The following is a 21,777-nucleotide window of genomic DNA, read 5'->3' as shown; positions in this document are numbered from 1 at the left end:
CCGTAAAAGGGTCGAGCGTCTGATGCGCGAGGCCGGGCTTCAGGGCGTCAGCCCGCGCCGGCCCCGCTCCTTCACCCGCCGCGACCCGGCGGCCGGCCTCGCCCCGGACCTGGTCCAGCGCGACTTCACCGCGAACGCACCCAACCGGCTGTGGGTCGCGGACATCTCGCTGGTCCCGACCGGTGAGGGACCGTGGTGGCTGGCCACGATCCGCGACGCGTTCTCCCGCCGGATCGTGGGCTGGCACACCTCCGAACGAGCGGACGCCGACCTGGTTCTCACGGCACTGGAGTACGCCCTCCACGGCCGCCCGGTGGAGCCGGGCAAGCTGATCCATCACAGCGACCACGGCTGTCAATACACATCCATCAAGCTCACAACCCGATTGCTCAAGGCAGGAATTGAGGCAAGCATGGGCACCGTCGGCGACTCGTTCGACAATGCCCTGGCCGAGAACTTCTGGAGCAGCGTGCTGAAGACCGAGTGCGTGCGCCGCACGACCTTCGCGACCCGCACCGACGCCGACCTGGCACTGTTCGCCTATATCGACGGGTGGTACAACACCCGCCGCATCCAAAAGCGCCTCGGCTGGCTCAGCCCCGACGAGTACGAAGCCAAGCACTACGCCGACCAGGCGACGGCCGAACCAGTGGCCATCGAACCACCCACACCCGCCCTGACCAGGTAATCACCACCTCCCGTTCAACGGGGGAAGCTCACGACCGCGACCCCGGCCGCCAGTCCCCGGTGCGGCCCGCGCAGCCACTGCGCGGCCTCCGTCGACACGCAGCCGTCCGCCACCACCTCGTCGTGTTCCGGGTCGTAGTCCTCGTTCAGCCACGCCATCGAGTGCAGCAGCGTCACCGGAGTCCCGACCTCGGCGGCGCGGGCGGTGAACTTCTTCACCCGGCGCCACATCGCATCGGTGGTCGCCATCGTGGGCAGCAGCACCGCCAGACCGCCGGCCCCGGCCGCCGCGCCCAGGATCCGGGCGGCGAACAGGGCGGTCTCGGTCTTCCCGTCGCCGGTCGGTGCGGTGACGAGCACCAGGCCCGGCCCGTCCACCAGGTCCTTGAGCCGCTCCGCGACGTCGGCCTGCAACGGGTAAGGGTCCTTGATGTCGGGGAACAGGTCGGTGAACGATCCGGCCGGTTTCCAGACCGGCGCCGCCAGCTGGGCGTGGGCGAGCACCCATGGTGCTCGCTGCCGGATCCTCGCGACGTGCGCCGCCAGGTCTCCGTTCCACGCATCGAGACGGCCCTGCACCTGCCGGGTGTTGGAGGCCAGCCAGTCCGCCAGCACCACCACTGCGGTCACGACCACCGCCGCGCCTGCGGGCAGCAGCCGTTCCGGCGCCGCTGGCGATCCACAGACCCCGAACACCGCCTGGACGTGTTCCTCCCGCTGCTCGGCCCAGCCGTCCGCGCCCAGCCCGCGCAGCACCTTCAGCGGATCGGCCATCGTGGCGGGCGACAGCGCCTCACCGAAGACGCCGTGGTGACCGCCGAGGATCTGCGCGAGCTGGTGCGCCACGGACTTCCACGGCCGCTCGATCGACGGCCACCCCAGCCTGGTGAGGATCTGCGGCAACGCCCAGTGGCTGGCTACCTGGTGGGGGATCCACTCGTCGTGCATCCAGCCCGCCGGCGCGGGATACCGCGGATCGGCCAGCAGCCCGGCAGTGACCTCGATACCCCGCTGGAAACAACAGGTGATCTTCCCGGTGTCGTGCAGGCCCGCCGCCAGCATCACCAGCCGCCGGGCACGCACCGGATCGCCCCCCCCACCCGGCGGCGATCAACCGCCGCTGAGAAGACGGCAGGTACGAATCCCACAGCGCTCCCGCGATCACCGCAGTATCAGCCAGATGACACACCAGCGGATACGGACCCGTCAGACCACGCCGCTTACCGGCAACTCGCGGATCGAACATCAAACCCTCCGGATAACCGCCTGACGGACGGTGTGGACAGTAGGAGACCACAGGCCTGCGGCGGTGCGACGAGGCGCCCTTATACAGCGGAGCGGACGGCAAGAAGACCACCCGTAGGAGCGGCCATCACAGGTCACCTCCGCACGGGCGGAGCGGACTCCGGCAGCACGGCCATCTCAGCCACGATGCCCAGGCCGCAGTTCGGCGCCGGCCTTCACGGTGCTGTCCGCTCCGCCCGTGCGGAGGTGGCGCGTCGCCGGCGGATCGTAGAGTTCGCTCCGCCCGCGCGGAGGTGACCCGCTGGTCGCCGCCGGAGTCAACACCACTGAGCCGTCCGCTCCGCCCGCGGAGGTGCCCCGAGGTCGGCATTGCCGGAATCGAACTGAATAAATTGGCGCGCTCTGTGGTGAAAAACTGCAGGTCAGTCATCTTGGCCCCGGGCCGGGACACCGTGCGGCGTGAAAACAATAGGCTGGCGCTGGCGCCTGGCGTGGTGCCCTGGTCATTCGGCCGGGGGCATCCACGTCCGGGCGAGTTCCGCGACCCAGGTGACGGCCGCGTCAGGGGTCGGCGGGGGCGCTCCGACGACGACGACCTCGGTGATGCCGGCTGCGGCGAGTTCTGGAAGATGCTCCGGGTGGCCGTCACTCAGTGCGACAGCGATGGTGAGTTCACCGGGAGTGCGGCCGCATCGGGCGCACTCGTCGACGAGGACGGCGATGCGTTCGGGGACGTCGGCGACGGGGATGTTGAAGCCGTACCAGCCGTCGCCGAGTGTGGCCGCGCGGCGCAGGGCGGTGTTGCTGTTGCCGCCGACCACGACCGGGAGTTGGGCGCCGCGCAGCGGCTTTGGGTTGACCCGGATCGCGTCGAAGCGGGTGAACTCCCCGGTGAAGGAGGCGGGGTCCTTGGCCCAGAGGGTGCGCATCGCGGTGAGGTACTCGTCGGTGCGGCGTCCGCGTCCGGTGAAGGGGACGCCGAGGGCGGTGAACTCCTCGGCTGACCAGCCCGCTCCGATGCCGAGGCTGAACCGTCCGGCGGAAAGTCTGTCGAGGGTGGCGGCCTGCTTGGCGACCACCACCGGGTTGTGCTCGGGCAGCAGGAGCACGCCGGTGGCGAGCTCGATCCGGCTGGTGACTGCCGCGGCGAAGCTCAGGGCGAGCAGCGGGTCCAGCCAGTCCGCGTCCGCGGGCACGGCGATCTGGCCGTCCGCGGAGTAGGGGTAACGGGACGCGGGCGTGTCCACGAGCACCACATGCTCACCGCACCACAGCCTGGCGAAGCCATGCGACTCCGCTGCGGTGGCGACGGCCGCGATCACTTCAGGGCGGGCACCGTTACCGATGCCGAGCGCGTGCAGTCCTACCCGCATTCCCTACCTCCTGGGGCCACCCTAAGCACCAGGCGCGGACGCACGGTGGCATGGCGCGCCACGGGCGTAGGGACAAGGCATGCCGCGTAGGTGAGCAAGGCCACCGCACCTCCCGGGCTGCGCTGCCATCAGCCCCGCCCGCGCGGAAGTAGCCCGTCTCCTACGTTGGGGGTGCGTTGTGCGCTGTAGTCCGCTCCGTCCGTACGGAGGTGACCCGCTCACCAGCAAGCCCGCCGGTGGCAGCGAGCTGTCCGCTCCGTCCCCGCAGGGGTGGACCCGTTCCCTCGTGCGGCGGCGCCAGGTCGTCGCCGAGGCCTTCGTTCAGGTCACCGGGTTCGGCCCGCCCGCGTGGGGATGGCTGAGGCCGGGTTCAGGGAGTCGGTGGTGGTGTGATTTGGCAGACCACAACGAGTTCCAGGCGCGGGACGACGTAGTAGGTGAGCAGGCCGCCGACGACGTCGAGGTAGCGCATGGGTTCTCCGCTGCCTTGGTAGGAGGTGCCGTCCAGGTAGAGCGCTTCGGCGGCGCGGACGAGTTCGGCGGCCCGTTGTTCGATGGCGGTGAGGAAGTCGGCGGGGGTGCCGGCGGTGACGTGCTGCTCGCTGGGGAGGTACTCCCAGCTCCAGGTCACGCGGTCACCGCCGCGTAGGCGGCGCGGTAGATCTCGGCGACGGTGGTGGCGTGCTCGCGGCACTCGTCGACGGTGCCGGCGTGGTTGGCGAGGTAGTTCGCCCGGTGGAAGGCCTGGGCGGTGGCGGGGTGCCGCTCGATCTCCACGGCGGTGGCCCAGTGGGCGACGAACGAGCGGATCGGCTGGACGCTCCCGGTCTCGATGGCCTCGGCCATCGCCCTCGTCTGTCCGTCGATCATCTCCGGAAGCCGGTCCGGAGCGACGACGGCCAGTGCGGCCTTGAGCGCGGCCGGGTTCTGCTCGGGCCTGGGGATCAGCTCGACTCCGTCGTGCACTGGCTGACTCATCGCGGCACTCCTCTCCTCCGGTGCGAGACTACTCGGCAACGACCCCGGAGTGGGCGCCCGCACCGCAACCGGCCTGCCACCGCGCCCGCCCCGCCCGCGCGGAGGTGGCCCGGGCACACGGGGTCAGGGCCGTACGCTCCCAGAGTCCGAGAGTCGGACGGACGGCGAGCACCAGAGCGTCGTTCTCCGTCAGCGCGGAGGCGGCCAGGATGTTCCCGACGACGTGAGCGGTCAGCTGCCCGGCTTCACCCGCAGCCTCAGGCGGGTCCCGGACGAAGGGAAGTGGTCAGGGGGGATCGGAGGACCTCACCCAGGACTCCACCCGCCGGTACATGTTCGCGTGCTGGCGGGTGGCCTCGCAGAGCGCCGTCGCCGTCACCCGCCACCGGGAGGACAGGGCATCGCGGAGCCGTAGTTGTGGAGCTGGTTGATCGCCTGGCACAACGGGGTGCGCTCGCCTTCCGGGAACAAGTGGCGCAGCCCCGCGTCGATACTCTTCTTCCCGGCGGCGATCCTGACGACGCCTTCCAGCATATTGACGGCCAAGGATGACGGCCTGGCCGTCGCCGCCGGCCTTCCGGGCGGCCAGGGCTTCGGCCCAGTTCGCGTCGGCCGTCGTGTACTTCCCGGTGAGCAAAGCCAACGGGCAGGAGATTGGAGGCCAGGGCGATGGCCACGCTCAGGCTGGCGAAGATGCCGCAGGCTCCGAATACCGGGGCGGCGTCCCAGGCCCCGATGGCGGCACCGACCAGCGGGTAGCCGAGGGGGGCGATACCGACCATGGTGAGCATGACGACGGAGGTGACCCGGCCGGGATAGGCCGGGTCCGCCGCGGTTTGTATGAGGGCGTTGTTCAGACTGCCGAAGACGCCCGCACACAGTCCGATGACCGCAGCCAGCACCGCGGCGAGCCACAGGGCCGGCACCAGCGCGATGGTGGCCGCGCCCGCGCAGCCCACGAGCAGTGTCCCGGTCAGCATCAGGCCGGCACGGGGCAGCCATCCCGCGACAACAAGCAGTGAGGCGCTGGCCGCAGCTGGCCGCAGCTCCTGCACTGAAGCTGCTGGCGATCCAGCCGTAGCCGATCAGATCTGCCGGTCCGGGTCGGAGAAGGTCAGACCGCCGACGGCGCGCAGGCGCCGGGCCGGGGAGGGGACGGGCGTGGTCTCGCCGGGCGGCTGGCGGAAGTTCGCGCCCTGCTCCACCGGCAACAGCCGGCGCCCACCGGACTGGGCGGGCACGGGAGCGTCGGTGGCGGGCTCGGAGAAGGCAGGCAGGCCAAGGTTGCGACGGTCAGGGGTCATGATCACAGTCTCGCAGCCCGAACAGAGGCGGGGAACGCCGCCCGGTAGCGCGAGAGCGAGAGAGAGGCGGGTCAGCGCCGTCTGGACGCCCGGCGGGCCCAGATCCGCGGGCTGGACGAGGTCAGCCGGGAGCGGCACCGGTTCCAGGCGATGAAGGCCGAGGCCGCGGTACGCGGCACCGCGGCGGCGACCGCGGCCCGGGAGGAGACCGTGGGCCGTCCGCGGGTGGCACGGGCGATCGCCCACCTCGCGCAGGCACACGGCATCACGGCGACGGCCGGGTGGAGCCTGGACGATCCGCGCCGGGCGGGCGGGGTGGCGCTGCTGGGCGGGGAGGGCGCGCCGGTCGCGGTCCTCAACCCGCAGCGCGCGCTGACCCGCGGCCAGGCCCACCTGCTGCCGGCCAGGCGCACCTGCTGCCGGCCGGGCTGACCGAATGGGCCGCCCCCACCGGTAGCGAAATCCGCGTACGGGGTGGGGGAGGCTCGATGGGGGTTTGGTGGAGTTCGTCAGGAGGTGTGCACTCGGCGTGACTTGGCGCTCCCGGCGGCGCCGCCGCCCGGGGCTTGGCGGGAGAGCGACAGTGCGGGCAGCAGGGCGAGCGCGAGCAGGGCGACGGCCCAGCCGTAGGTGTCCCGGAAGGCGTCCGCGAGGCCGGGGGCGAGCGCGGCCCGCGCGGCGCCGTCCAGGCCCTGCACGGTGGCCAGTGCGCCGCCGGCTTCCCCGCCGGCGACCGTGGTCGGCAGCCGGTCGGCCATGGCCCCGGTGAGCAGGACGGACATCAGGGCGGTACCGACCGAGCCGGAGACCTGCTGGACGATGGTGACCAGGGTGGTGGCGGCCGGGACCTCGGTCGGGGCGACGCTGCGGGTGGCGGCCGCCATGGCCGGCATCAGCGTCATGCCGATGCCGGTCCCCATCACCGCCAGGGCGGCGATCAGGTGAGGGTACGGGGTGTCGGCGGCGACCTGGACGGTGAAGCCGAGGAAGCCGGTGGCGGCCAGGACGGTGCCGGTGACCACGATCCGGCCGGGGGCGAAGCGGTCGGACAGCCGGCCGGAGAACTGCATGGTGATGCCGGTGGCGAGCGCCTGTGGGATGCCGAGCAGGCCGACGTCGGTGGCGCTTTGGCCGCGCACCAGCTGGTAGTAGAGCGGGAGCAGCAGCATCGAACCGAAGTAGCCGCAGCCGAACAGGGCGATGGTGGCGGCGGGCCCGGCGAAGGCGCGCCGGGCCAGCAGCCGCAGGTCGATCAGCGGCTCCCCGACGGTCAGCGCCCGGACGACGAAGCCGGCGACCAGGGTCGCGCCGGCCAGGATGGGCAGCAGGCTGCCGGCCGCGGCGAGGTGTCCGTGCCCGGCGCCCAGCCCGTAGATCAGTGCGGCCAGGCCCGGGGAGAGCATCAGCAGGCCGGGCAGGTCCAGCCTGCGGCGGGTGCCGGCGCCGTCGCAGGGCAGCAGCCGGGCGGCGAGGATGAGGGCGAGCGCGCCGAGCGGCAGGTTGACCAGGAAGACCCAGCGCCAGGAGGCCTCGTCGACCAGCCAGCCGCCGAGCACCGGCCCGGCCAGCGGGCCGATCAGGACGGGGATGCCGAGCACGCTCATGGTGCGGCCGGTGCGGGCCGGGTCGCAGGCGCGGACCAGGACGGTCATCCCGACCGGCATCACCATGCCTCCGCCCAGGCCCTGAAGGACGCGGAAGGCGATCAGCGAGGGGGCGTCCCAGGCGGCGCCGGCCAGCGCCGAGCCGAGCACGAACAGGGTGAGCGCGGTCAGGTACAGGCGGCGGGTGCCGAACCGTCCGATCGCCCAGGCGGTGACCGGCGTGACGGTGGCGAGCGCCAGGGTATAGCCGGTGGTGACCCACTGGATGGTGGCCAGCGGGGCACCGAAGTCCCCGGCGAGGCGGTTGAGGGCGACGTTGACGATCGTGGTGTCGAGGACGGTCATCAGCGAGCCGAGGACCACAACGGCGGCGACGGCCGCAGTACGCGGGCCGGGTACGGCCGCAGTGGCCGTGTCGGTGGTCGTCCCGGCCGTGACCGGCTCGGTGGCGGTGCTCATCTTCGTTCCCCCCGGTCGCGGTTCAGACGCCGTACGGGCGGACGGTGCGGGCGTCCCGAAGCGCGTGCGCCCACCAGGTGAGCTGGTCGAGCATGCCCTTGGCCGCGCCGTTCTGGACGGTCGGGTCGACCGGCTCGCCGTCCTCGCCGAAGAGGCCCCAGACGTTGTGGAAGCTGACGGTGTCCCGGACGGTGACGGCGTGCAGCTCGGCGAAGACCAGCCGGAGCTGCTCGACCGCGCGCAGCCCGCCGCCGAGCCCGCCGTAGGAGACGAATCCGACCGGCTTGGCCCGCCACTCGGCGCCGTGCAGGTCGATGGCGTTCTTGAGGGCGGCCGGGAAGCTGTGGTTGTACTCCGGGGTGATCACCACGAAGGCGTCGGCGGCGGCCAGTCGGGGCGAGAGGGCCGCGTGCCGTTCGGCCTGCTCGGCGGTGGGCTCCTCGCCCACGTGAGCCAGCGGGTGCTCGGCCAGGTCGACGACGTCGATGTCGAGGTCCGCGCGCTGCCCGGCGGTGCGGACGAACCAGTCGGCGACGGTGGGCGCGAATCGGCCCTGCCGGGTGCTGGCGATGATGACGGCGAGGCGGAACGGGGTCTCGGACATGGCTGTCTCCAGGGGTGCGCTGCTGTTCTGTCACCGCCCGTTCGGACGGCACGTCAGGTAAAGTACAACGTGTATGGCAACAAGTACAACGATGACTGCAACTTTTCGAGGCAGCGGCAATGAAGGAGACCCCATGACCAGCCGGCAGGAAACACCGGACCGGCCCCGCCGGGGGCTGGCCGAGAAGCGCCAGGCCATCACCCGGGCCGCCCGCACGATCTTCGGCCGGGACGGCTACACCCGCGCCAGCATCGACGCCATCGCGGCGGAGGCCGGGGTGTCCACCCGCACCATCTACAACCACTTCACCGGCAAGGAACTGCTCTTCCAGACCGTCGTCCGGGAGAGCGCGGCGCAGGTCGCCGACGCCCAGCTGGACATCATCGAGCGCAGGCTCGGAAAGGTCACCAACCTGGAGGCGGACCTCACCGCGTTCGCCCTGGCCTGGGTGACACCGCTGACCGAGTTCGCCGACCACTTCGGGCTGGTACGCCAGATCAACGCCGAGGCCCGGCACCTGCCGAAGGCCGCCCTGGACGCCTGGCAGGAGGCCGGACCGCGACGGGTGTTCACCGCCCTCGGGCAGCGCTTCGGGGAACTGGCCGAGGACGGGTGGCTGGAGACACCGGACCCGGGGCGGGCGGCCGCACACTTCGTGCTGCTGACCGCGACGGAGGTCACCCAGCGTTCGTACTGGGGCGCATACCCGCTGGACCGGGCGGAGACCGAGGAGATCATCGCCGCCGGCGTCCGGGCCTTCCTACGCGCCTACGCGGCACCCCGCCGGTGACACTGCCGCACGCCTCGAACGCGAGGCGCCGCCCCCGGCCACGCCGGGGGCGGCCTGCGGTCCCGGACCCTGGCCACCACTCCCCTGACCTGATCTCTACCGACTTCGGCCCGTCAGGGTGATGTCGGGGTGATGTCGGGGTGTCGAGGGTCAGGCCGGTGCCGGCTATGAATCCGTCGAGGGTGTCGGTTCGGTACCGGAGTCGCTCGAGTCGGTTGCGGACGAGGGCTTCGAGTCGGTTACGGCCGCATAGCGATCACCCCTGCCACCGACAGACGTCCCGAGCGACGGCCCAGAACCTAAGGAGGGCGCAGGGACGTCGAGTTGGAGCCCTGGCAGTCAGCCGGCCCTCGCCGGTTCCCCCCGGCTCGCGCACGGTGCCGCGGTAGGGCTAGCCCCAGGACGGATACGCCCGCTGGCCGGACTGCGGCACGAGGGCGACCGTACGTAGCGTCGGCGACATGAAATCCACCCACTTAGCAGGCACGCCACGGCCCGTGCTTCGCCGGCTGAACATCGGGACAGTCCTGGCCGTCCTGGCCACCGCCACTGCCACCGCCACTGCGACTGCGACTGCGACTGCGACTGCGACTGCGGCGACGACGGGAGCCGCCTCGGCGGACACGGTGCACCGAAGCGATCGCGGACGGCTCGTCTCCGTCCAGCAGACGACCACCCTGGCCGCGAAGGAGGATGCCGCCGCGGCACTGGCCGCCGCCGGGTATGACGCGGGTACGGTCCGGTTCGGAGTGGACGCCTACCGGCTGGTGTACCGCACCGTGGACCCCAGCGGCCGGCCGATCACCGCCAGCGGACTGCTGGCGCTGCCCCGCGGCGGCGAACACGAGCTGCGGACGGTGTCATTCACCCACGGCACGGCCAGTCACCGCTCCGACGCCCCGTCCTCCATGGTCAAGGCCGGATTCGTGTCCTCACCCGCCATCACGTACGCGTCCGCCGGGTTCGCCGCCGTCGCCCCGGACTACATCGGCCTGGGCGCCGGCCCGGGACTCCACCCCTGGATGGACGTGCCGTCGGAGACCACCGCCTCCCTGGACATGCTCCGGGCAGCCCGCGCCTTTGTCCCGCGTACGGGCCGGACACTGGGACACCACGTGCTGGTCACCGGGTTCTCCCAGGGCGCCTCGGCGGCGATGGGACTCGCACGGGCACTCCAGGCCGGCGACGACCCGTGGTTCCGGCTCCAAGCCGTCGCACCGGTCAGCGGCGCCTACGACTTCCAGCACGCCGAACTGCCGGCACTGCTCAACGGCACTCTCGACCCGAAATCAAGCGTGCTGTACACGGCATACCTCCTTGTCGCCTGGAACCGGCTGCACCACCTCTACGACTCCCCCGACGAGGTCTTCCAAGCCCCGTACGACAGCACGGTCGAGACACTGTTCGACGGTTCACACACCGGCCCGCAACTCTTCGCCGGCACACCCGACACCATCGACGCACTGCTCACCCCACACGGCTTCGACATGCTGCGCCACCCAACCGGCCCGCTGGCCAAAGCACTTCGGGTGGCCGACAGCACCTGCGACTGGGCACCACACGTCCCGGTCCGCCTGTACACGGCCGACGCGGACGAACAGGCGGCCAACACCAACACCGACCACTGCGAGGCCACACTGCGATCGCACGGCGTGAACACGACGGTCGTCGACCTCGGCACCCCCGACTTCGCGGGCTCCAGACACCTCGGCTCCAACATCGCCGGCACGACGGCCATCGTGCGCTGGTTCAGCCGACTGCGCTGACAACCCGCCGACCCGCCCCCGCCCGCAGGACAGGCCAGCCACCCGCATGCCGGCCACGACCCCGGGGCACACCCACCGGGAACACCCCACCCTGGACCCCGGGTCAGCCCGACCGCGGTCCGGGACGCCCCGAGGCGGCGGCGGGTAAGGCCGCGGACGCTCTGACGGTCGCCGTCGGTGAGGTGGTAAAGGCCAACGCGTTCCAGGGCTGTGTAGAAGGGGCCGGCCTGTGGCAGCGGCCAGATCTCGGTGGACGGCGAGACCACCCCGACGAACCGTCCGGAGAGCCCGAGGCCGAACGCCGGCGGCCGGCGGCTGCACCTCGTCCGCGGACAGCGCGTCACGGTGACCGTGACCGGCTTCGGCGAGGAACCCGACACGGTGGTGGTCAGCCGGGACGCCGCAGCCGGACGCGTCACACTACGCCTGACCGGCGAGCATCTGGAACTCCATCCGGACACACGGACCGCTTCCACCGCGCCCTGGCATGCCGGAACGTGGACAGGACGACACCGGCCCAGACCGACCAGTCAGCGGCCAAGACGCTGGAACAGCTCCACTGTTGTCGGCCCGGCCCTGGGCAGCGGGGTCGGCGGGGGCGGGGACCAGCAGGGCGCGCAGTTGCTCGGCAGCCTGGTCCTGTTCGGCCGGTTTCAGCCCTTCCAGGAAGTCGGCCAGCCGGGTCTGCCAGGTGTGTTCCTGTCGCTGTGCAAGGGCTGCCCGTTCCTGCGGGGCTGCGGCTTCCAGTTCCTGACTGGTCCGGTCGAGGCGTGCCTGGGCGAGGCGTTCGTCCCCGGAACGGGCGAGGCCCAGCAGGCAGGCGATCCGTTCCCGGGTGGCCGCCCACACGCCCGTTCCGGCGGCCTGGACGATCCCGGCGCCCCCAGCCGGGGCCAGCGCGCTCAACGCCTCCGACAGCATTCCCGGCTACCCCCCTGCCCCCCGGTGGTCAACCGGACGATGCGGCCGGCGGGTCGGGCGCGGTGGTCCCGGTGCCGGACGCCCGAGACCCCATCGAGCGGGTGGTGCCGCGCGAGCAGCCGACCGGGGCCGTGGCGACGATCACGGCGACGGCACCGAAGGACGCTGGACCGATGCCTTCGAGGCGGCCCGCGGCCTGGCGACCGCCTTCTGCGCGTTGGGGCGGCTCGCACCGCGCCCGAGGCCGGGCGAGTCCAGGGAGAACAGGCCAGGAATATGACCTGGACCACATATGTCACGACACATGTGTCGTGTAATGTGTCCGATATGAGCACTTCAGAGAAGAATCCGACCCTCGTCTTCATCCCCTGCCTCTCCGGCGCCCCGTGGAGCGCCGAACAACTGGCCCCCTACGGCGAGGCGCCCAAACGGACGCTGCGCCTACCCGAGGGCGTCGACGACATCGAGCGCTACGCCGACCACCTCGAGAGCGCGATCGCGGACCTGGACGACTACGTGCTGGTCGGCGACTCCTTCGGCGCGAACATCGCCCTCGCACTGGCGACCCGCCGCCCGCCGGGCCTGCGCGCCCTCGTCATGTCCGGCGGCTTCGCGGCCAACCCGGTCGACTCGAAGCCGTGGAAGGCCCTGATGCAGGCGATCGGCAGGGCCCGCGGGCCGCTCTACCGGCAGCTGACGCTGCGCGCCCACGCCCACCGCCTCACCTCCCCGTACGACGGCGAGGGCCAGACGCCCTGGAGCCAAGCGCGCAGCCGCGAACTGTTCCTCGCCAACACCCCCGCCACCTCCTTCGGCGCCCGCCTGCGGGCCGTCCTCACCGCCGACTACACCGACGCGCTGGACCGGGTCCAGGTCCCGACCCTGATCCTGACCCCCTCCCACGACGTGCTGATCGGCGAGAACGCCTCCAAGGTCATGCTCGCGGGCATCCCCGACGCCCGGGAGGTCGTGCTGCCGCGCACCGGCCACATGTTCCGCTTCTCCCACCCGGTCACCTACGCCGCCGCGGTCAACGACTTCCTCGCCACCCTGCCGACCACCCGACAGGACACCGATGCGTAAGGCCGAACACCTGCGGTTCGCAATCCTGGCGGCCCAGCGCGAAGGCAACCGACTGCTGATCCAGGCCCTCAAACCGCACGGCATCACCCCGTCACAGGCCGAAGTGCTGCGCCTGCTCCAGCAGCACGGCACCTTGAGCCTCAACGGGCTCGGGCAGCTCCTGGTGTGCGAAAGCGGCACCAACCCCAGCCGGCTCGTCGAACGCGTCGTCGCGGCCGGACTGGTCGAACGCCGCACCGACACCGCGGACCGCCGCTACCTCCAGCTCAGCCTCACCCCCGAAGGCGAACGCCTGGCCACCACCGTCGCCGGGATCGAGGAATCCCTCTACACCGCGATGGACACCGCCTGCCAGGACCTGGACACCGACGCGATGCTCACGTTCCTGCACAACTTCATCGACCCCCTGCCCTCAGGCAAGGCCCTCAACAAACGCCTCGCCCTCGACTGACACCCCACCCCCACCCGACACCACGGCCCGCACGGGCCCGCACGGGACCGGCCGACCACGCACCGGAAAAGGAACGACCATACGGCCCGAAAACACCCTGACCATCGACGCACACGCCACGCGTTGAACGACAGTATCGGGCCCGCCTGCCCGAGGCTGCGACGAAGTGACAAGTAGACAGCGGCGCTCCGCCCACGCTCGCGGTTTCCCTCTCGCCTGAGCGCACGGGACGCAGGCCGGACGCGCTGTCCGGTGCGCATCTCGGGCGCCGCGGCGGCACGTCTCGAAGTGATGGAATATCAGTCGTCCTGCCGCCCGCCGCTCGGCGCCTCTACGCTCCGCCGAGCAGCCAAGTGACCTGGTATCCATGGGACATGAAAGATTGGAAAGAAGATCGGATCGCTGCGGCCGAGCGTGCTGAGAACCCCACGGTGCTGGCCCGGATGCGGACCGGCTGGGCTGTGATCGGCGACACGCAGCACCTTCCCGGGTACTGCCTGCTGCTGTACGCGGGCGCTGCGAACCACCTGACGGATCTGCCCCGGGACGAGCGGTCCCGCTTCCTGCTCGACCTCTCTCTCCTGGGGGAGGCTGTCGAGGCTTCGTGTGGCAGGCGGGACCAGGCCTTCCGTCGGCTGAACTACGAGGTGCTCGGGAACTCGTGGGAGCACCTCCACGGTCACATTCACCCGCGCTACGAGTGGGAGCCGCCGCGCCTTCTCCACAGCCCGGTGTGGTGTTACGGAGATGAGCGGACTGCCCCGAAACACCGTTTGGGTCCGCAGCATGAGGAACTGCGTGCGGAGATCGCCCACGCCTTGACGGGCATTCTTTCCGAGGCCTACGAGCAGGCGTAGCCCAAGCAGGCCGAATGGCCGGGGACAAGTCCGCCGCCGAGACTCTGATCCGCACGGTTCGGCCGAGCACTGCCGGCTGAACGCCGACCCGTGAGGAGCCGGCACGACTCTGAGACTGGGATCGCCTGACACGGAGTGGGACAACCGGAGGTGTGCAGGTCAGGGCCTCGCCGGCTGACACCGGGGCCGACGAGGTGTAGCGGCGAGTGCGCGAGCACGCCCGTCCCTGCCCGGCCGGTAGCCGCGCTGACCGGCGAGGACGGGGAGCTCCTCAACACCTGGTGCGACCGGTTCGGAAAGGCTGCCTGATGACACGCCCACGACCAGCGGCGTCGACCTGGCCCGCACCGCCCTGCGCGCGGCTCGCCCCACCGCCCGCACGAACGGCGGCGCCACAGGCTGCGTGCACGGCCAACCTTCTTTTTGTACGGGGGAGTTGGGAGTTGCGAGTGTGCGGTGGAGGCGATCGGGGCATGATCTGACAAATGCATGCCAGGTGTCGGCGGTGTGACCGCCTGGCGCCTCCCCTCCCCGAGGAGTCCTCTTGGCGAACACCTTCCTGCGGCGGCTGTCCTTACCCGCCGCGCTCGCCGTCCTGACCGTGGCGGCTTCGGCCTTCGGCGCCGGTACGGCCCACGCGGCCGAACCGGGCGGCCCGTGCGACCCCCGCGTGGCCCGGTACGGGCTGTACGAGGTCTCGACCGCCGTCGTCGACCCGGTGCTCACGCACTGGAAGGGCATCACCATCGCCCCCGGCACCACCGGCTCCATCGAGACCACCGTGACCGAGGTCCAGAACGTCAGCACCACGTTCAACGCCTCGACCGAGATCAACTCGGAGGTGGGCGCGTTCTTCGCCAAGGTCTCCATCAAGGTCGGGTTCTCCGTCCAGAACACCAAGTCCAGCACCAGCACGTGGTCCCAGAAGGTCACGCTGAACTTCTCCCGCCCCGGCGACTACGCGGTGTTCAAGGGCACAAACCGCGTCCAGGGCAAGGCCGACGCGTACGCCTGCCTCCCCCGCTACCCCCCGAGCAGCGACCCCGGCGACGGGTACTGGGCCTACGCCTTCGGCTCCCACCCCACCTACAGCACCTTCGACGCCGAGATCGAGGGCACCGTCTCCTGCGACACACCGGTCTCCCCCGGCACCGTCCAGGAGCTCGCACGCAACAAGCTCGTCTGCCACTGAGCGCCCCCCACCCGGGACCGGCCCCAGCCCTGGCCGGCCCCGGGCGGCGGCGCCGGGCACACGGAGCCGTCAGAGTCGGCATCGAGGGCGGAGGCGGAGGCCAGCCGGTGGCCGGCGGAGGCGGCCTGACGGAACACTCGGAGGCCGGCCGGCGGCTGGAGCCTGCCTCCGCCCAGCCCCGTGAATCCGATGGGGCAACTGCCGTTGTGCACGAGCACTGGTGTGCTACCCGCCAGCACGTAGCAGGTGTGGACGGTTTCGACGGGTGATGTCGTACGCGGGCTGGGAGGTCTTCCCGTCCGCCGGCCGCCCAAGCTCGATGCCCGCCGCCGTCGCCTGCTGCGCCGATCCCATGGCGATCTTCTGACGGTCAGTCATAACGTTTTGGTCGCAAGGGGAACAGGGCGCGCCCTGCTGCCGTCCTATAAGGATGCGGAGCACTCGCGTCGGTTCGATCCTAGGGGGAATCGCTGTGGTGGAATCCTGGTTTGCGGTGGAAGCAGGAGGCCCCGATGCTGTCCTCGACCTGCGCGACTGGCTGGCCGACGAGCCGGCGTTCCGCGGCCGGGTTCGCGTCGCGGCGGCGACGCCCGGTCCGGGCGAGCTCGGGTCCTGGTCCGACACCCTCGTCGTGGCGTTGGGGGCGGGCGGCACGCTCACTACTCTCGCCGCCTCGCTCAAGGTGTACCTGAGCCAGCCCCGCACCAGCAGCATCAAGCTCAAGACCGTGAAGCCGGACGGTACCCGCACCGAGGTGACGGCCGAGCACGTCGCGCGTGCCGATGTGGAGTCGGTGCTCAAGGCCGCCCTGCACTCCGGCCGGCGGACCGACGACGTTTCGGACTGACCGTGTTCCGGCTTCCCGACGCCTCTCGCTCGTGGGCCGTGCTGATCGGCACCGCGCACTACTCGCACCAGGACGGGCCTGCGGACGTACCGTCGATCACGAACAACGTGCTGGACTTCCGAGACGTCCTGATCGAAGGACAACCGGGCGCGTTCGCACCCGAGCGCAGCATCACCGTGCTGGACCCGCGACAGCCGAGGGACCTCGGGCTGCCGCTGCTGAACGCGGCGGCAGCCGCCGAGGACGTGCTCCTGGTCTACTACTCCGGCCACGGCCTGATCGGGTCCAAGAAGGGGGAGCTCTACCTCGCACTCACCGAGACCGACCAGAGCATGCCGTCCCTGACGGCCTGCCCGCTCGATGTCATCCGGGAAGCCTTCCAGGCCAGTCCGGCACGCGTGCGGGTACTCATCCTCGACTGCTGCTTCTCCGGCCGCGCGGTCGCGGGCGGGCTGTCCGGGGGCACCCCGCCGGTGGCCGAACAGTTGGAGATCGCCGGCGCGTACACGCTGGTCTCGTCGCCGCCCAACTCGCCCTCCCGCTTCGAGGAGGGCAAACGGCACACCGCCTTCACCGGCGAGTTGCTGCGCGCGCTGCGCAACGGGGTCGACGACGCCGGTCCCGAGGGGGTGTCGCTGGGCGCGCTCTTTCCCCACCTGAGACTCGCGCTGCGCTCGCGGGGGTGGCCGGAACCGGAGCAGTGCGGCACCGACACCGCCGCCAATCTGATCCTCAGCCGCCCGCGGACCAGACGCCCCACTCGGGTGGGCCCGGGCGAAGCCGCCGACAGCCGCCGCGGACCGGTCACGGAAGGCCAAGGGCCGGTCACCGAAAGGCAGCGCTTCCAATCCCTCGTGCAGGCCGGGCGGCGACTCGGCCAGGGCGGCCACGCGCGGTCCGCCGCCTCGGAGCTGGGCAACGTCCTCGACGAGATGACACAGATCCTGGGCTCCGACGATCCGGACACCCTGGCCGGGCGAATCGAGTACGCCCAGTGGCTGGGCGCCGCCGGCCAGGTCCGCGAGGCGCTGGACCTGTCCACGGCGGCGGTGGGCGCGTTGACCCGGGTGCTCGGCGTCGACAACCGGGTGACGCTCGTCGGCCGTGCCCAGCTCGCCCACTGGACCGGGGAGGCCGGGCAGCCGGTGGAGGCGGCGCGCCTCACCGGCGAGGTGGTCACCGATCTGGTCCGCGCCCTCGGCCCGGACGACCGCGAGACACTACTGGGCCGGGGCCGACTGGCCCACTGGATAGGGGTCTGCGGCGACACCGGCTCCGCCGCTCGGCTCACCGACCTCCTGGTGACGGACCTGCACCGGGTCTTCGGAGCGGAGGATCGCGACACGCTGGTCGGGCGGATCAACCAAGCCCAGTGGACGGGACGGACCGGCCGGACCCGGCAGGCCGTCCGTCTGCTCGACTCCCTCGTCCCCGACCTCTACTGGCTGCTCGGCGCCGACGACCTGCACACACTGATCGGCCGGGCCCGGCTCGGCCAGTGGACCGGCCTGTCGGGTTCGCCCAAGGGCGCCCGCGGGCTGTTCGCAGCGGTGGTGCCGGACCTGAGCCGGGTCGCCGGGCGGGACGCCCGCGAGACGCTCCTCGCACGCAGCCAGCACGCGCACTGGACCGGCGAGGCCGGCGACCCGCGCACGGCGATCGCCCTCTTCCGGCAGCTGCTCGACGACCTGGACTGGATCCTGGGAGAACAGGACGAGGTGGCCCTGGTGAACCGCGCCCGGCTCGCCCACTGGACCGGTGCGGACGGAGACGTCCGCACCGCGCTCCGCATCTTCCACGAGGTGCTGCCGGACCTGCGCCGGACGCTCGGCCCCGACCACCCCGAGGTCCGTGCGAACGAGGCCCTGCTGGCCCGCTGGCGCCGCCGGGCGGACCGGCGGCTCAGGTCGGAGATCCTCTTCGGTCGCGGACACCGGAGCACCGACCGACGCGGTTTCGGGAAGTGGAGCGATGGCTGAACCCGACGACCGGACCGGCATGCCCGACGGGCTGGCGCCGCTCTCCTCCAGGGACCGCCGGGAGCTGGGTGCCTACCGGCTGCTGGGCCGCCTCGGTGCGGGCGGCATGGGGATCGTGTACCTCGCGCGCTCGGCCACGGGCCGGGCCGCGGCGGTCAAAGTCCTGCGCCCGGAACTGCTGAGCGAGCCGGAGGCGCAAGAACGCTTCCGGCGCGAGATCGCCGTGGTGTCACGGATCCCCGAAGACTTCACGGCGCCGCTCCTGGACGCGGAGGCCGACGAGAACGGCGTCTGGATGGCCACGGCCTTCATCCCCGGGCTCTCCCTCCAGCAGAGCGTCAACGCCTTCGGCCCGTTCCCGGCCGACTCGCTGTACGCGCTGTGGTACGGACTCCTCAGGGCCCTGCACTCCGTGCACGAGGCCGGCGTGGTGCACCGGGATCTCAAACCGTCGAACGTCCTGCTCACCGCGCAGGGCCCGCGACTCATCGACTTCGGGGTCTCGATCACGGCCGACTCGACCAGGCAGACATCGACCGGAGTGATCATCGGAACCCCGGGCTACCTGGCCCCGGAACAGGTCACGGGACGGCCCGTGCGGCCCGAGACCGACGTCTTCGCCCTCGGAATCGTGATGGCCTTCGCAGCGACCGGGTCGTCGCCCTTCGACGGGGACAACCTCGTCAACGTGATCTACAACGTGCTCCACGGCGAGCCCCGGCTGTCCTCGCTGCCCGCGGACCTCGACGGCTGGGTCCGTACCTGCCTGAGCAAGGACCCCGCCCACCGGCCAACAGCCGAGGGCCTGCTCAGATCGCTCTCCGACCGCCGAATCACCACCGCGCAGCGGCAGCTCGCCCACGGAGACTGGCTACCCGACGCCATCTCCCGCGCCACGCTGCGGCGCGCACAGCTCGTCCTCGACCTCGACCGCCCGTACCAGCACTCACCGGACCGGGCCCTGGAACCGCCGCCGAATCCCGCCACGGCCGAGACGATCCTGCGACCCGCTCCAGGAGGGCCGACCGTACGACTCCGACCACTCGGCATGCCGACCGGGGCGGTCCTGCCCCTGCCATCTCCGGACACGACGACCGTGCGCCTCGGCACACACGGGTACCCGCAGCCCGCACCGCAGCCCGCACCGCGACCCGAGCAGCCGCCCGCGTTGCCGGACCCCCCACCGAACCCCCCACCGACTCCCCCCTCTGCCTACCTGCCCGCATTGCTGCCACCGCCGCCCGCGGAGCCGCCGGGTGGACCAGGCTCAGCCCCCGAGGTCCTGCTGCGCACCTTCGCCTCCCCCATGGAGGCCGAACTTCCGCCGCCTCCCCGCACCGGCCTGCGCCGCCGCTGGTTCCGCCGCCTGTCTGCCTGGCGCGCCCGAGGATGACCGCCCGTCCCGTCCCGGTCGACGTCCCGGTCGACGTCCCGGTCGACGTCCCTGCCGACAGCCCATGAACCGGCACGACCAGGTCTGAGCATGACGAACGCCCCGTACCAGAGCGGTACGGGGCGTCGCGCTGCGAACGTCAGGCGGGGCGGATGTGCTCGGCCTGGGGGCCCTTCTGGCCCTGGGTGACGTCGAAGGTCACCTTCTGGCCCTCCTGGAGCTCACGGAAGCCCTGCGAGTCGATGTTGGAGTAGTGGGCGAAGACGTCCGGGCCGCCGCCGTCCTGCTCGATGAAACCGAAGCCCTTCTCGGCGTTGAACCACTTCACGATGCCGGTGGCCATGTGCTGCTCCCTGGTCGGGGACGGGATACGCGCTGGTGCGTACCCCTGGGGTTGAGGTGATCGCCCTGGTCCTCCGACTGCCGATGCTGCGGTACTTCGGATCCACGACTGCTGACTCAAACGATACCCACGACAGCAAGGATCATGCAGCCGCTCGGCCCGCGAGATCGCCGGGGCAGTGGTGCTACTTCTGCCAGCCGATGGTCTCGGGCAGCGGGCTGTAGAAGATGGTGGCACCGACGTTGGCGAGGCCCTTCCTGATGCCGTAGGTGGAGGGGCCGCTGTAGAGCGGCAGGAAGGCGTACTGCTGGAGGGCCTTCTGCTCGACCTTGTTGACGGCCGCGATCTGCTGGCCGAGGTCGGCGATCTCGCCGGTGGCGCGGATCTCCTTGTCCAGCTCGGGAGTGCCGGTTCCGGTGATGTTGGAGTCGCGGTCCGAGCAGTAGAAGTCGCACAGGTAACGCGCGCCGAAGGGGTCCGTCGAGCGGTTGCCGGAGATGAACAGGTCGAAGCGGCGGTCGCTGAGCACCTTGGAGAAGTCGTTCTCGGAGACCTTGTTGACGTTCACCTTCACGCCGACGGCCTTGAGCATCGCGGTGAACGCTCCGGCGGTGGCCTTCTCGATGGGGTCGTCGCCGAGCAGGGTGTAGCCGAGTTCGAGTTGCTTGCCGTCCTTGGCGCGGATGCCGTCGGCTCCGGGCTTCCAGCCGGCCGCGTCCAGGGTCTTCCGCGCCTCCTGCGGGTCGTACTTCAGGACAGCGGCGACGTTGTCCTGGTAGCCCTGCTGGAAGCTGTAGAGCACCGCCGAGCCGGGCAGCGGCTCCGTGTAGTCGAGGCCCTGGAACCGGATCTTCGTTATCTGCGGACGGTCGACGCTCTCCTGCACCGCCTTGCGGACCTGGACGTCACCGAGGAACGGGGACTTGGCGTTGAGGTACAGCGCGTACTCGAAGGGGCTGCCGCCGCTGCGGATCTCGGCGTCCTTGACCGTCTTCACCTGCTTGAGGTTCTCCGCGGTCCCGACGGGGGCGTAGTCGAGTTCGCCGTTCTTGAAGGCGTTGATCGAGGCGGCGCTCTCCAGGTTGACGTAGACGCGCTTGTCGAGCTTGCCCGGCCGGCCCCACCAGTTGGGGTTGCGCACGAAGGTGATGTTGCCGGAGTGGTCGTCCCAGGTGCCCACGGTGTACGGTCCGGTGCCCCATTCGGGGTGGGCCGTCTTGACGTACGCCTTGTTGAAGTTGTCGACGGTGGCGGCCTGGGGGTGCAGGAAGGTGGTGAACAGCGCGGACCAGGAGGCGTTGACGCCCTTGAAGGCGATGACCGCCTGTTTGTCGTCGGCGCCCCGGGTGACGGAGGTGATGCGGTCGTAGCCGTCGGTGGAGGAGGCCGCGTAGTCCTTGTCCGAGCCGTTGTCGGCCTTCCAGGTGGCCTCGATGGCCCGCCAGTCGATGGGGGTGCCGTCGTTGAAGACGGCCTTGGGGTTGAGGGTGATGACGACCTTCTGGTCGCCGCCCTCGACGGAGACCTTCACGTCGCTGTAGTAGTCCGGGTTGTACTGGACCTCGCCGGTTGGCGAGTAGGTGATGGCGCGGGCGTTGTACCAGGCCCAGATCCGCGAGGCGTTCAGGGTGCCGTTGACGTTGAAGGGGTTGCCCTGCTCGTCGAAGGTGCCCGCGGTGGTGTAGGTGCCGCCGTCCTTGATGTTCTCGTACGGCTGGGGGTTGTAGTCGGTGACCGAGGACGCGGCCTTGGCGGCGTTCGTGGCGTTCGTGGCGTTCGGCCCGGAGGATCCGCCGGAGGGTCCGCCGGCGGGGGACGAGGAGGAGCACGCGGTGGCGGCGACCGCGACGGCCGCGGCGAGCGCGAGGGGCAGGGCGAGCTTCCGGCGCATGGGATGTCCT

21 protein-coding genes and 2 pseudogenes are annotated in these 21,777 nt (G+C 71.1%); 11 read left to right on the top strand and 12 right to left on the bottom strand.

Annotated elements, in window-relative coordinates; genetic code table 11:
* Nucleotides 1-688: IS3 family transposase (locus ACFWPT_RS33640; protein ID WP_380486442.1), on the top strand; the 688-nt coding region annotated here is incomplete at its 5' end.
* A 14-nt stretch (nucleotides 689-702) separates the two neighbouring features.
* Here the strand turns inward: ACFWPT_RS33640 and ACFWPT_RS33635 are convergent.
* From ACFWPT_RS33635 to ACFWPT_RS33605, 7 genes and pseudogenes are all read right to left on the bottom strand, one after another.
* Complete coding sequence (locus tag ACFWPT_RS33635) at nucleotides 703-1,770, bottom strand: CRISPR-associated endonuclease Cas3'' (protein ID WP_380486440.1); 1,068 nt, start codon at nucleotides 1,768-1,770, stop codon at nucleotides 703-705.
* Between the two features lie 19 nt (nucleotides 1,771-1,789).
* Nucleotides 1,790-1,933: pseudogene (locus ACFWPT_RS33630) on the bottom strand (HD domain-containing protein); the annotation flags it as partial.
* Between the two features lie 502 nt (nucleotides 1,934-2,435).
* A complete protein-coding gene (locus ACFWPT_RS33625) occupies nucleotides 2,436-3,305 on the bottom strand; it encodes an LLM class F420-dependent oxidoreductase (protein WP_380486438.1) in 870 nt (289 codons plus the stop codon).
* A gap of 370 nt (nucleotides 3,306-3,675) precedes the next feature.
* A complete protein-coding gene (locus ACFWPT_RS33620) occupies nucleotides 3,676-3,936 on the bottom strand; it encodes a hypothetical protein (RefSeq protein ID WP_380486436.1) in 261 nt (86 codons plus the stop codon).
* Nucleotides 3,933-4,283: a hypothetical protein gene (locus tag ACFWPT_RS33615; protein ID WP_380486434.1), complete on the bottom strand. Its 351-nt coding sequence runs from the start codon at nucleotides 4,281-4,283 to the stop codon at nucleotides 3,933-3,935. The genes ACFWPT_RS33620 and ACFWPT_RS33615 overlap by 4 nt, the downstream gene beginning before the upstream one ends.
* 653 nt (nucleotides 4,284-4,936) lie before the next feature.
* A pseudogene (locus tag ACFWPT_RS33610) lies at nucleotides 4,937-5,366 on the bottom strand (MFS transporter); the annotation flags it as partial.
* Nucleotides 5,367-5,368: 2 nt separating this feature from the next.
* Entirely contained in the window at nucleotides 5,369-5,587 is a 219-nt protein-coding gene (locus tag ACFWPT_RS33605) for a hypothetical protein (protein ID WP_063352833.1), read from the bottom strand.
* A gap of 150 nt (nucleotides 5,588-5,737) precedes the next feature.
* On the opposite strand from ACFWPT_RS33605, the gene ACFWPT_RS33600 reads away from it, so the two are divergent.
* Entirely contained in the window at nucleotides 5,738-6,019 is a 282-nt protein-coding gene (locus tag ACFWPT_RS33600; RefSeq protein ID WP_380486432.1) for a hypothetical protein, read from the top strand.
* Nucleotides 6,020-6,096: 77 nt separating this feature from the next.
* Here ACFWPT_RS33600 and ACFWPT_RS33595 read toward each other — a convergent pair whose 3' ends face one another.
* A complete protein-coding gene (locus tag ACFWPT_RS33595; RefSeq protein WP_380486429.1) occupies nucleotides 6,097-7,650 on the bottom strand; it encodes a DHA2 family efflux MFS transporter permease subunit in 1,554 nt (517 codons plus the stop codon).
* Between the two features lie 22 nt (nucleotides 7,651-7,672).
* Nucleotides 7,673-8,254: an NADPH-dependent FMN reductase gene (locus ACFWPT_RS33590; RefSeq protein WP_380486427.1), complete on the bottom strand. Its 582-nt coding sequence runs from the start codon at nucleotides 8,252-8,254 to the stop codon at nucleotides 7,673-7,675.
* Nucleotides 8,255-8,387: 133 nt separating this feature from the next.
* On the opposite strand from ACFWPT_RS33590, the gene ACFWPT_RS33585 reads away from it, so the two are divergent.
* Nucleotides 8,388-9,044 carry a TetR/AcrR family transcriptional regulator gene (locus ACFWPT_RS33585; RefSeq protein ID WP_380486425.1) on the top strand — a complete coding sequence of 219 codons (657 nt, stop codon included), beginning with the start codon at nucleotides 8,388-8,390 and terminating at the stop codon, nucleotides 9,042-9,044.
* 626 nt (nucleotides 9,045-9,670) lie between these two features.
* Complete coding sequence (locus ACFWPT_RS33580) at nucleotides 9,671-10,810, top strand: lipase (RefSeq protein WP_380486423.1); 1,140 nt, start codon at nucleotides 9,671-9,673, stop codon at nucleotides 10,808-10,810.
* Between the two features lie 420 nt (nucleotides 10,811-11,230).
* On the opposite strand, the gene ACFWPT_RS33575 is transcribed toward ACFWPT_RS33580, so the two are convergent.
* On the bottom strand, nucleotides 11,231-11,731 hold the full coding sequence (locus ACFWPT_RS33575; protein ID WP_380380687.1) for a hypothetical protein: 501 nt from the start codon (nucleotides 11,729-11,731) through the stop codon (nucleotides 11,231-11,233).
* A gap of 327 nt (nucleotides 11,732-12,058) precedes the next feature.
* Here ACFWPT_RS33575 and ACFWPT_RS33570 point away from each other — a divergent pair, with 327 nt between their 5' ends.
* The 7 genes from ACFWPT_RS33570 to ACFWPT_RS33540 all read left to right on the top strand — a co-directional run bounded on the left by ACFWPT_RS33570 (nucleotide 12,059) and on the right by ACFWPT_RS33540 (nucleotide 19,533).
* Nucleotides 12,059-12,814: an alpha/beta fold hydrolase gene (locus tag ACFWPT_RS33570; protein ID WP_380380685.1), complete on the top strand. Its 756-nt coding sequence runs from the start codon at nucleotides 12,059-12,061 to the stop codon at nucleotides 12,812-12,814.
* Entirely contained in the window at nucleotides 12,807-13,265 is a 459-nt protein-coding gene (locus ACFWPT_RS33565) for a MarR family winged helix-turn-helix transcriptional regulator (protein ID WP_380380683.1), read from the top strand. Before ACFWPT_RS33570 ends, ACFWPT_RS33565 begins: the two co-directional genes overlap by 8 nt.
* A gap of 374 nt (nucleotides 13,266-13,639) precedes the next feature.
* Nucleotides 13,640-14,122 (top strand): HIT family protein, encoded by a 483-nt coding sequence (locus ACFWPT_RS33560; protein WP_380486421.1) that lies wholly within the window; start codon nucleotides 13,640-13,642, stop codon nucleotides 14,120-14,122.
* 544 nt (nucleotides 14,123-14,666) lie between these two features.
* Entirely contained in the window at nucleotides 14,667-15,314 is a 648-nt protein-coding gene (locus ACFWPT_RS33555) for a hypothetical protein (RefSeq protein WP_380486419.1), read from the top strand.
* A 475-nt stretch (nucleotides 15,315-15,789) separates the two neighbouring features.
* On the top strand, nucleotides 15,790-16,161 hold the full coding sequence (locus tag ACFWPT_RS33550) for a hypothetical protein (protein ID WP_380486417.1): 372 nt from the start codon (nucleotides 15,790-15,792) through the stop codon (nucleotides 16,159-16,161).
* Between the two features lie 38 nt (nucleotides 16,162-16,199).
* Nucleotides 16,200-18,140 carry a tetratricopeptide repeat protein gene (locus ACFWPT_RS33545; protein ID WP_380486415.1) on the top strand — a complete coding sequence of 647 codons (1,941 nt, stop codon included), beginning with the start codon at nucleotides 16,200-16,202 and terminating at the stop codon, nucleotides 18,138-18,140.
* On the top strand, nucleotides 18,133-19,533 hold the full coding sequence (locus ACFWPT_RS33540) for a serine/threonine-protein kinase (RefSeq protein ID WP_380486413.1): 1,401 nt from the start codon (nucleotides 18,133-18,135) through the stop codon (nucleotides 19,531-19,533). The genes ACFWPT_RS33545 and ACFWPT_RS33540 overlap by 8 nt, the downstream gene beginning before the upstream one ends.
* Before the next feature lie 139 nt (nucleotides 19,534-19,672).
* On the opposite strand, the gene ACFWPT_RS33535 is transcribed toward ACFWPT_RS33540, so the two are convergent.
* The gene (locus ACFWPT_RS33535; protein WP_063352633.1) at nucleotides 19,673-19,876 is read right to left on the bottom strand and encodes a cold-shock protein; all 204 of its coding nucleotides are present in this window, start codon (nucleotides 19,874-19,876) and stop codon (nucleotides 19,673-19,675) included.
* A gap of 184 nt (nucleotides 19,877-20,060) precedes the next feature.
* Nucleotides 20,061-21,767, bottom strand: a complete 1,707-nt coding sequence (locus ACFWPT_RS33530; protein ID WP_380486411.1) for an ABC transporter family substrate-binding protein — start codon at nucleotides 21,765-21,767, stop codon at nucleotides 20,061-20,063.
* Between the last annotated feature and the right edge of the window lie 10 nt (nucleotides 21,768-21,777).

Source organism: Kitasatospora sp. NPDC058478 (assembly GCF_042720345.1).
Lineage (GTDB): Bacteria > Actinomycetota > Actinomycetes > Streptomycetales > Streptomycetaceae > Kitasatospora.
This window is presented reverse-complemented; position numbering and strand designations above follow the sequence as displayed.

What these genes read in the sequence shown, in the direction of transcription:
- ACFWPT_RS33625 (WP_380486438.1), bottom strand. Translation starts at nt 3,305, where the DNA reads ATGCGGGTAGGACTGCACGCGCTCGGCATCGGTAACGGTGCCCGCCCT.
- ACFWPT_RS33615 (WP_380486434.1), bottom strand. Translation starts at nt 4,283, where the DNA reads ATGAGTCAGCCAGTGCACGACGGAGTCGAGCTGATCCCCAGGCCCGAG.
- ACFWPT_RS33605 (WP_063352833.1), bottom strand. Translation starts at nt 5,587, where the DNA reads ATGACCCCTGACCGTCGCAACCTTGGCCTGCCTGCCTTCTCCGAGCCC.
- ACFWPT_RS33600 (WP_380486432.1), top strand. Translation starts at nt 5,738, where the DNA reads ATGAAGGCCGAGGCCGCGGTACGCGGCACCGCGGCGGCGACCGCGGCC.
- ACFWPT_RS33595 (WP_380486429.1), bottom strand. Translation starts at nt 7,650, where the DNA reads ATGAGCACCGCCACCGAGCCGGTCACGGCCGGGACGACCACCGACACG.
- ACFWPT_RS33590 (WP_380486427.1), bottom strand. Translation starts at nt 8,254, where the DNA reads ATGTCCGAGACCCCGTTCCGCCTCGCCGTCATCATCGCCAGCACCCGG.
- ACFWPT_RS33585 (WP_380486425.1), top strand. Translation starts at nt 8,388, where the DNA reads ATGACCAGCCGGCAGGAAACACCGGACCGGCCCCGCCGGGGGCTGGCC.
- ACFWPT_RS33575 (WP_380380687.1), bottom strand. Translation starts at nt 11,731, where the DNA reads ATGCTGTCGGAGGCGTTGAGCGCGCTGGCCCCGGCTGGGGGCGCCGGG.
- ACFWPT_RS33570 (WP_380380685.1), top strand. Translation starts at nt 12,059, where the DNA reads ATGAGCACTTCAGAGAAGAATCCGACCCTCGTCTTCATCCCCTGCCTC.
- ACFWPT_RS33565 (WP_380380683.1), top strand. Translation starts at nt 12,807, where the DNA reads ATGCGTAAGGCCGAACACCTGCGGTTCGCAATCCTGGCGGCCCAGCGC.
- ACFWPT_RS33560 (WP_380486421.1), top strand. Translation starts at nt 13,640, where the DNA reads ATGAAAGATTGGAAAGAAGATCGGATCGCTGCGGCCGAGCGTGCTGAG.
- ACFWPT_RS33540 (WP_380486413.1), top strand. Translation starts at nt 18,133, where the DNA reads ATGGCTGAACCCGACGACCGGACCGGCATGCCCGACGGGCTGGCGCCG.
- ACFWPT_RS33535 (WP_063352633.1), bottom strand. Translation starts at nt 19,876, where the DNA reads ATGGCCACCGGCATCGTGAAGTGGTTCAACGCCGAGAAGGGCTTCGGT.
- ACFWPT_RS33530 (WP_380486411.1), bottom strand. Translation starts at nt 21,767, where the DNA reads ATGCGCCGGAAGCTCGCCCTGCCCCTCGCGCTCGCCGCGGCCGTCGCG.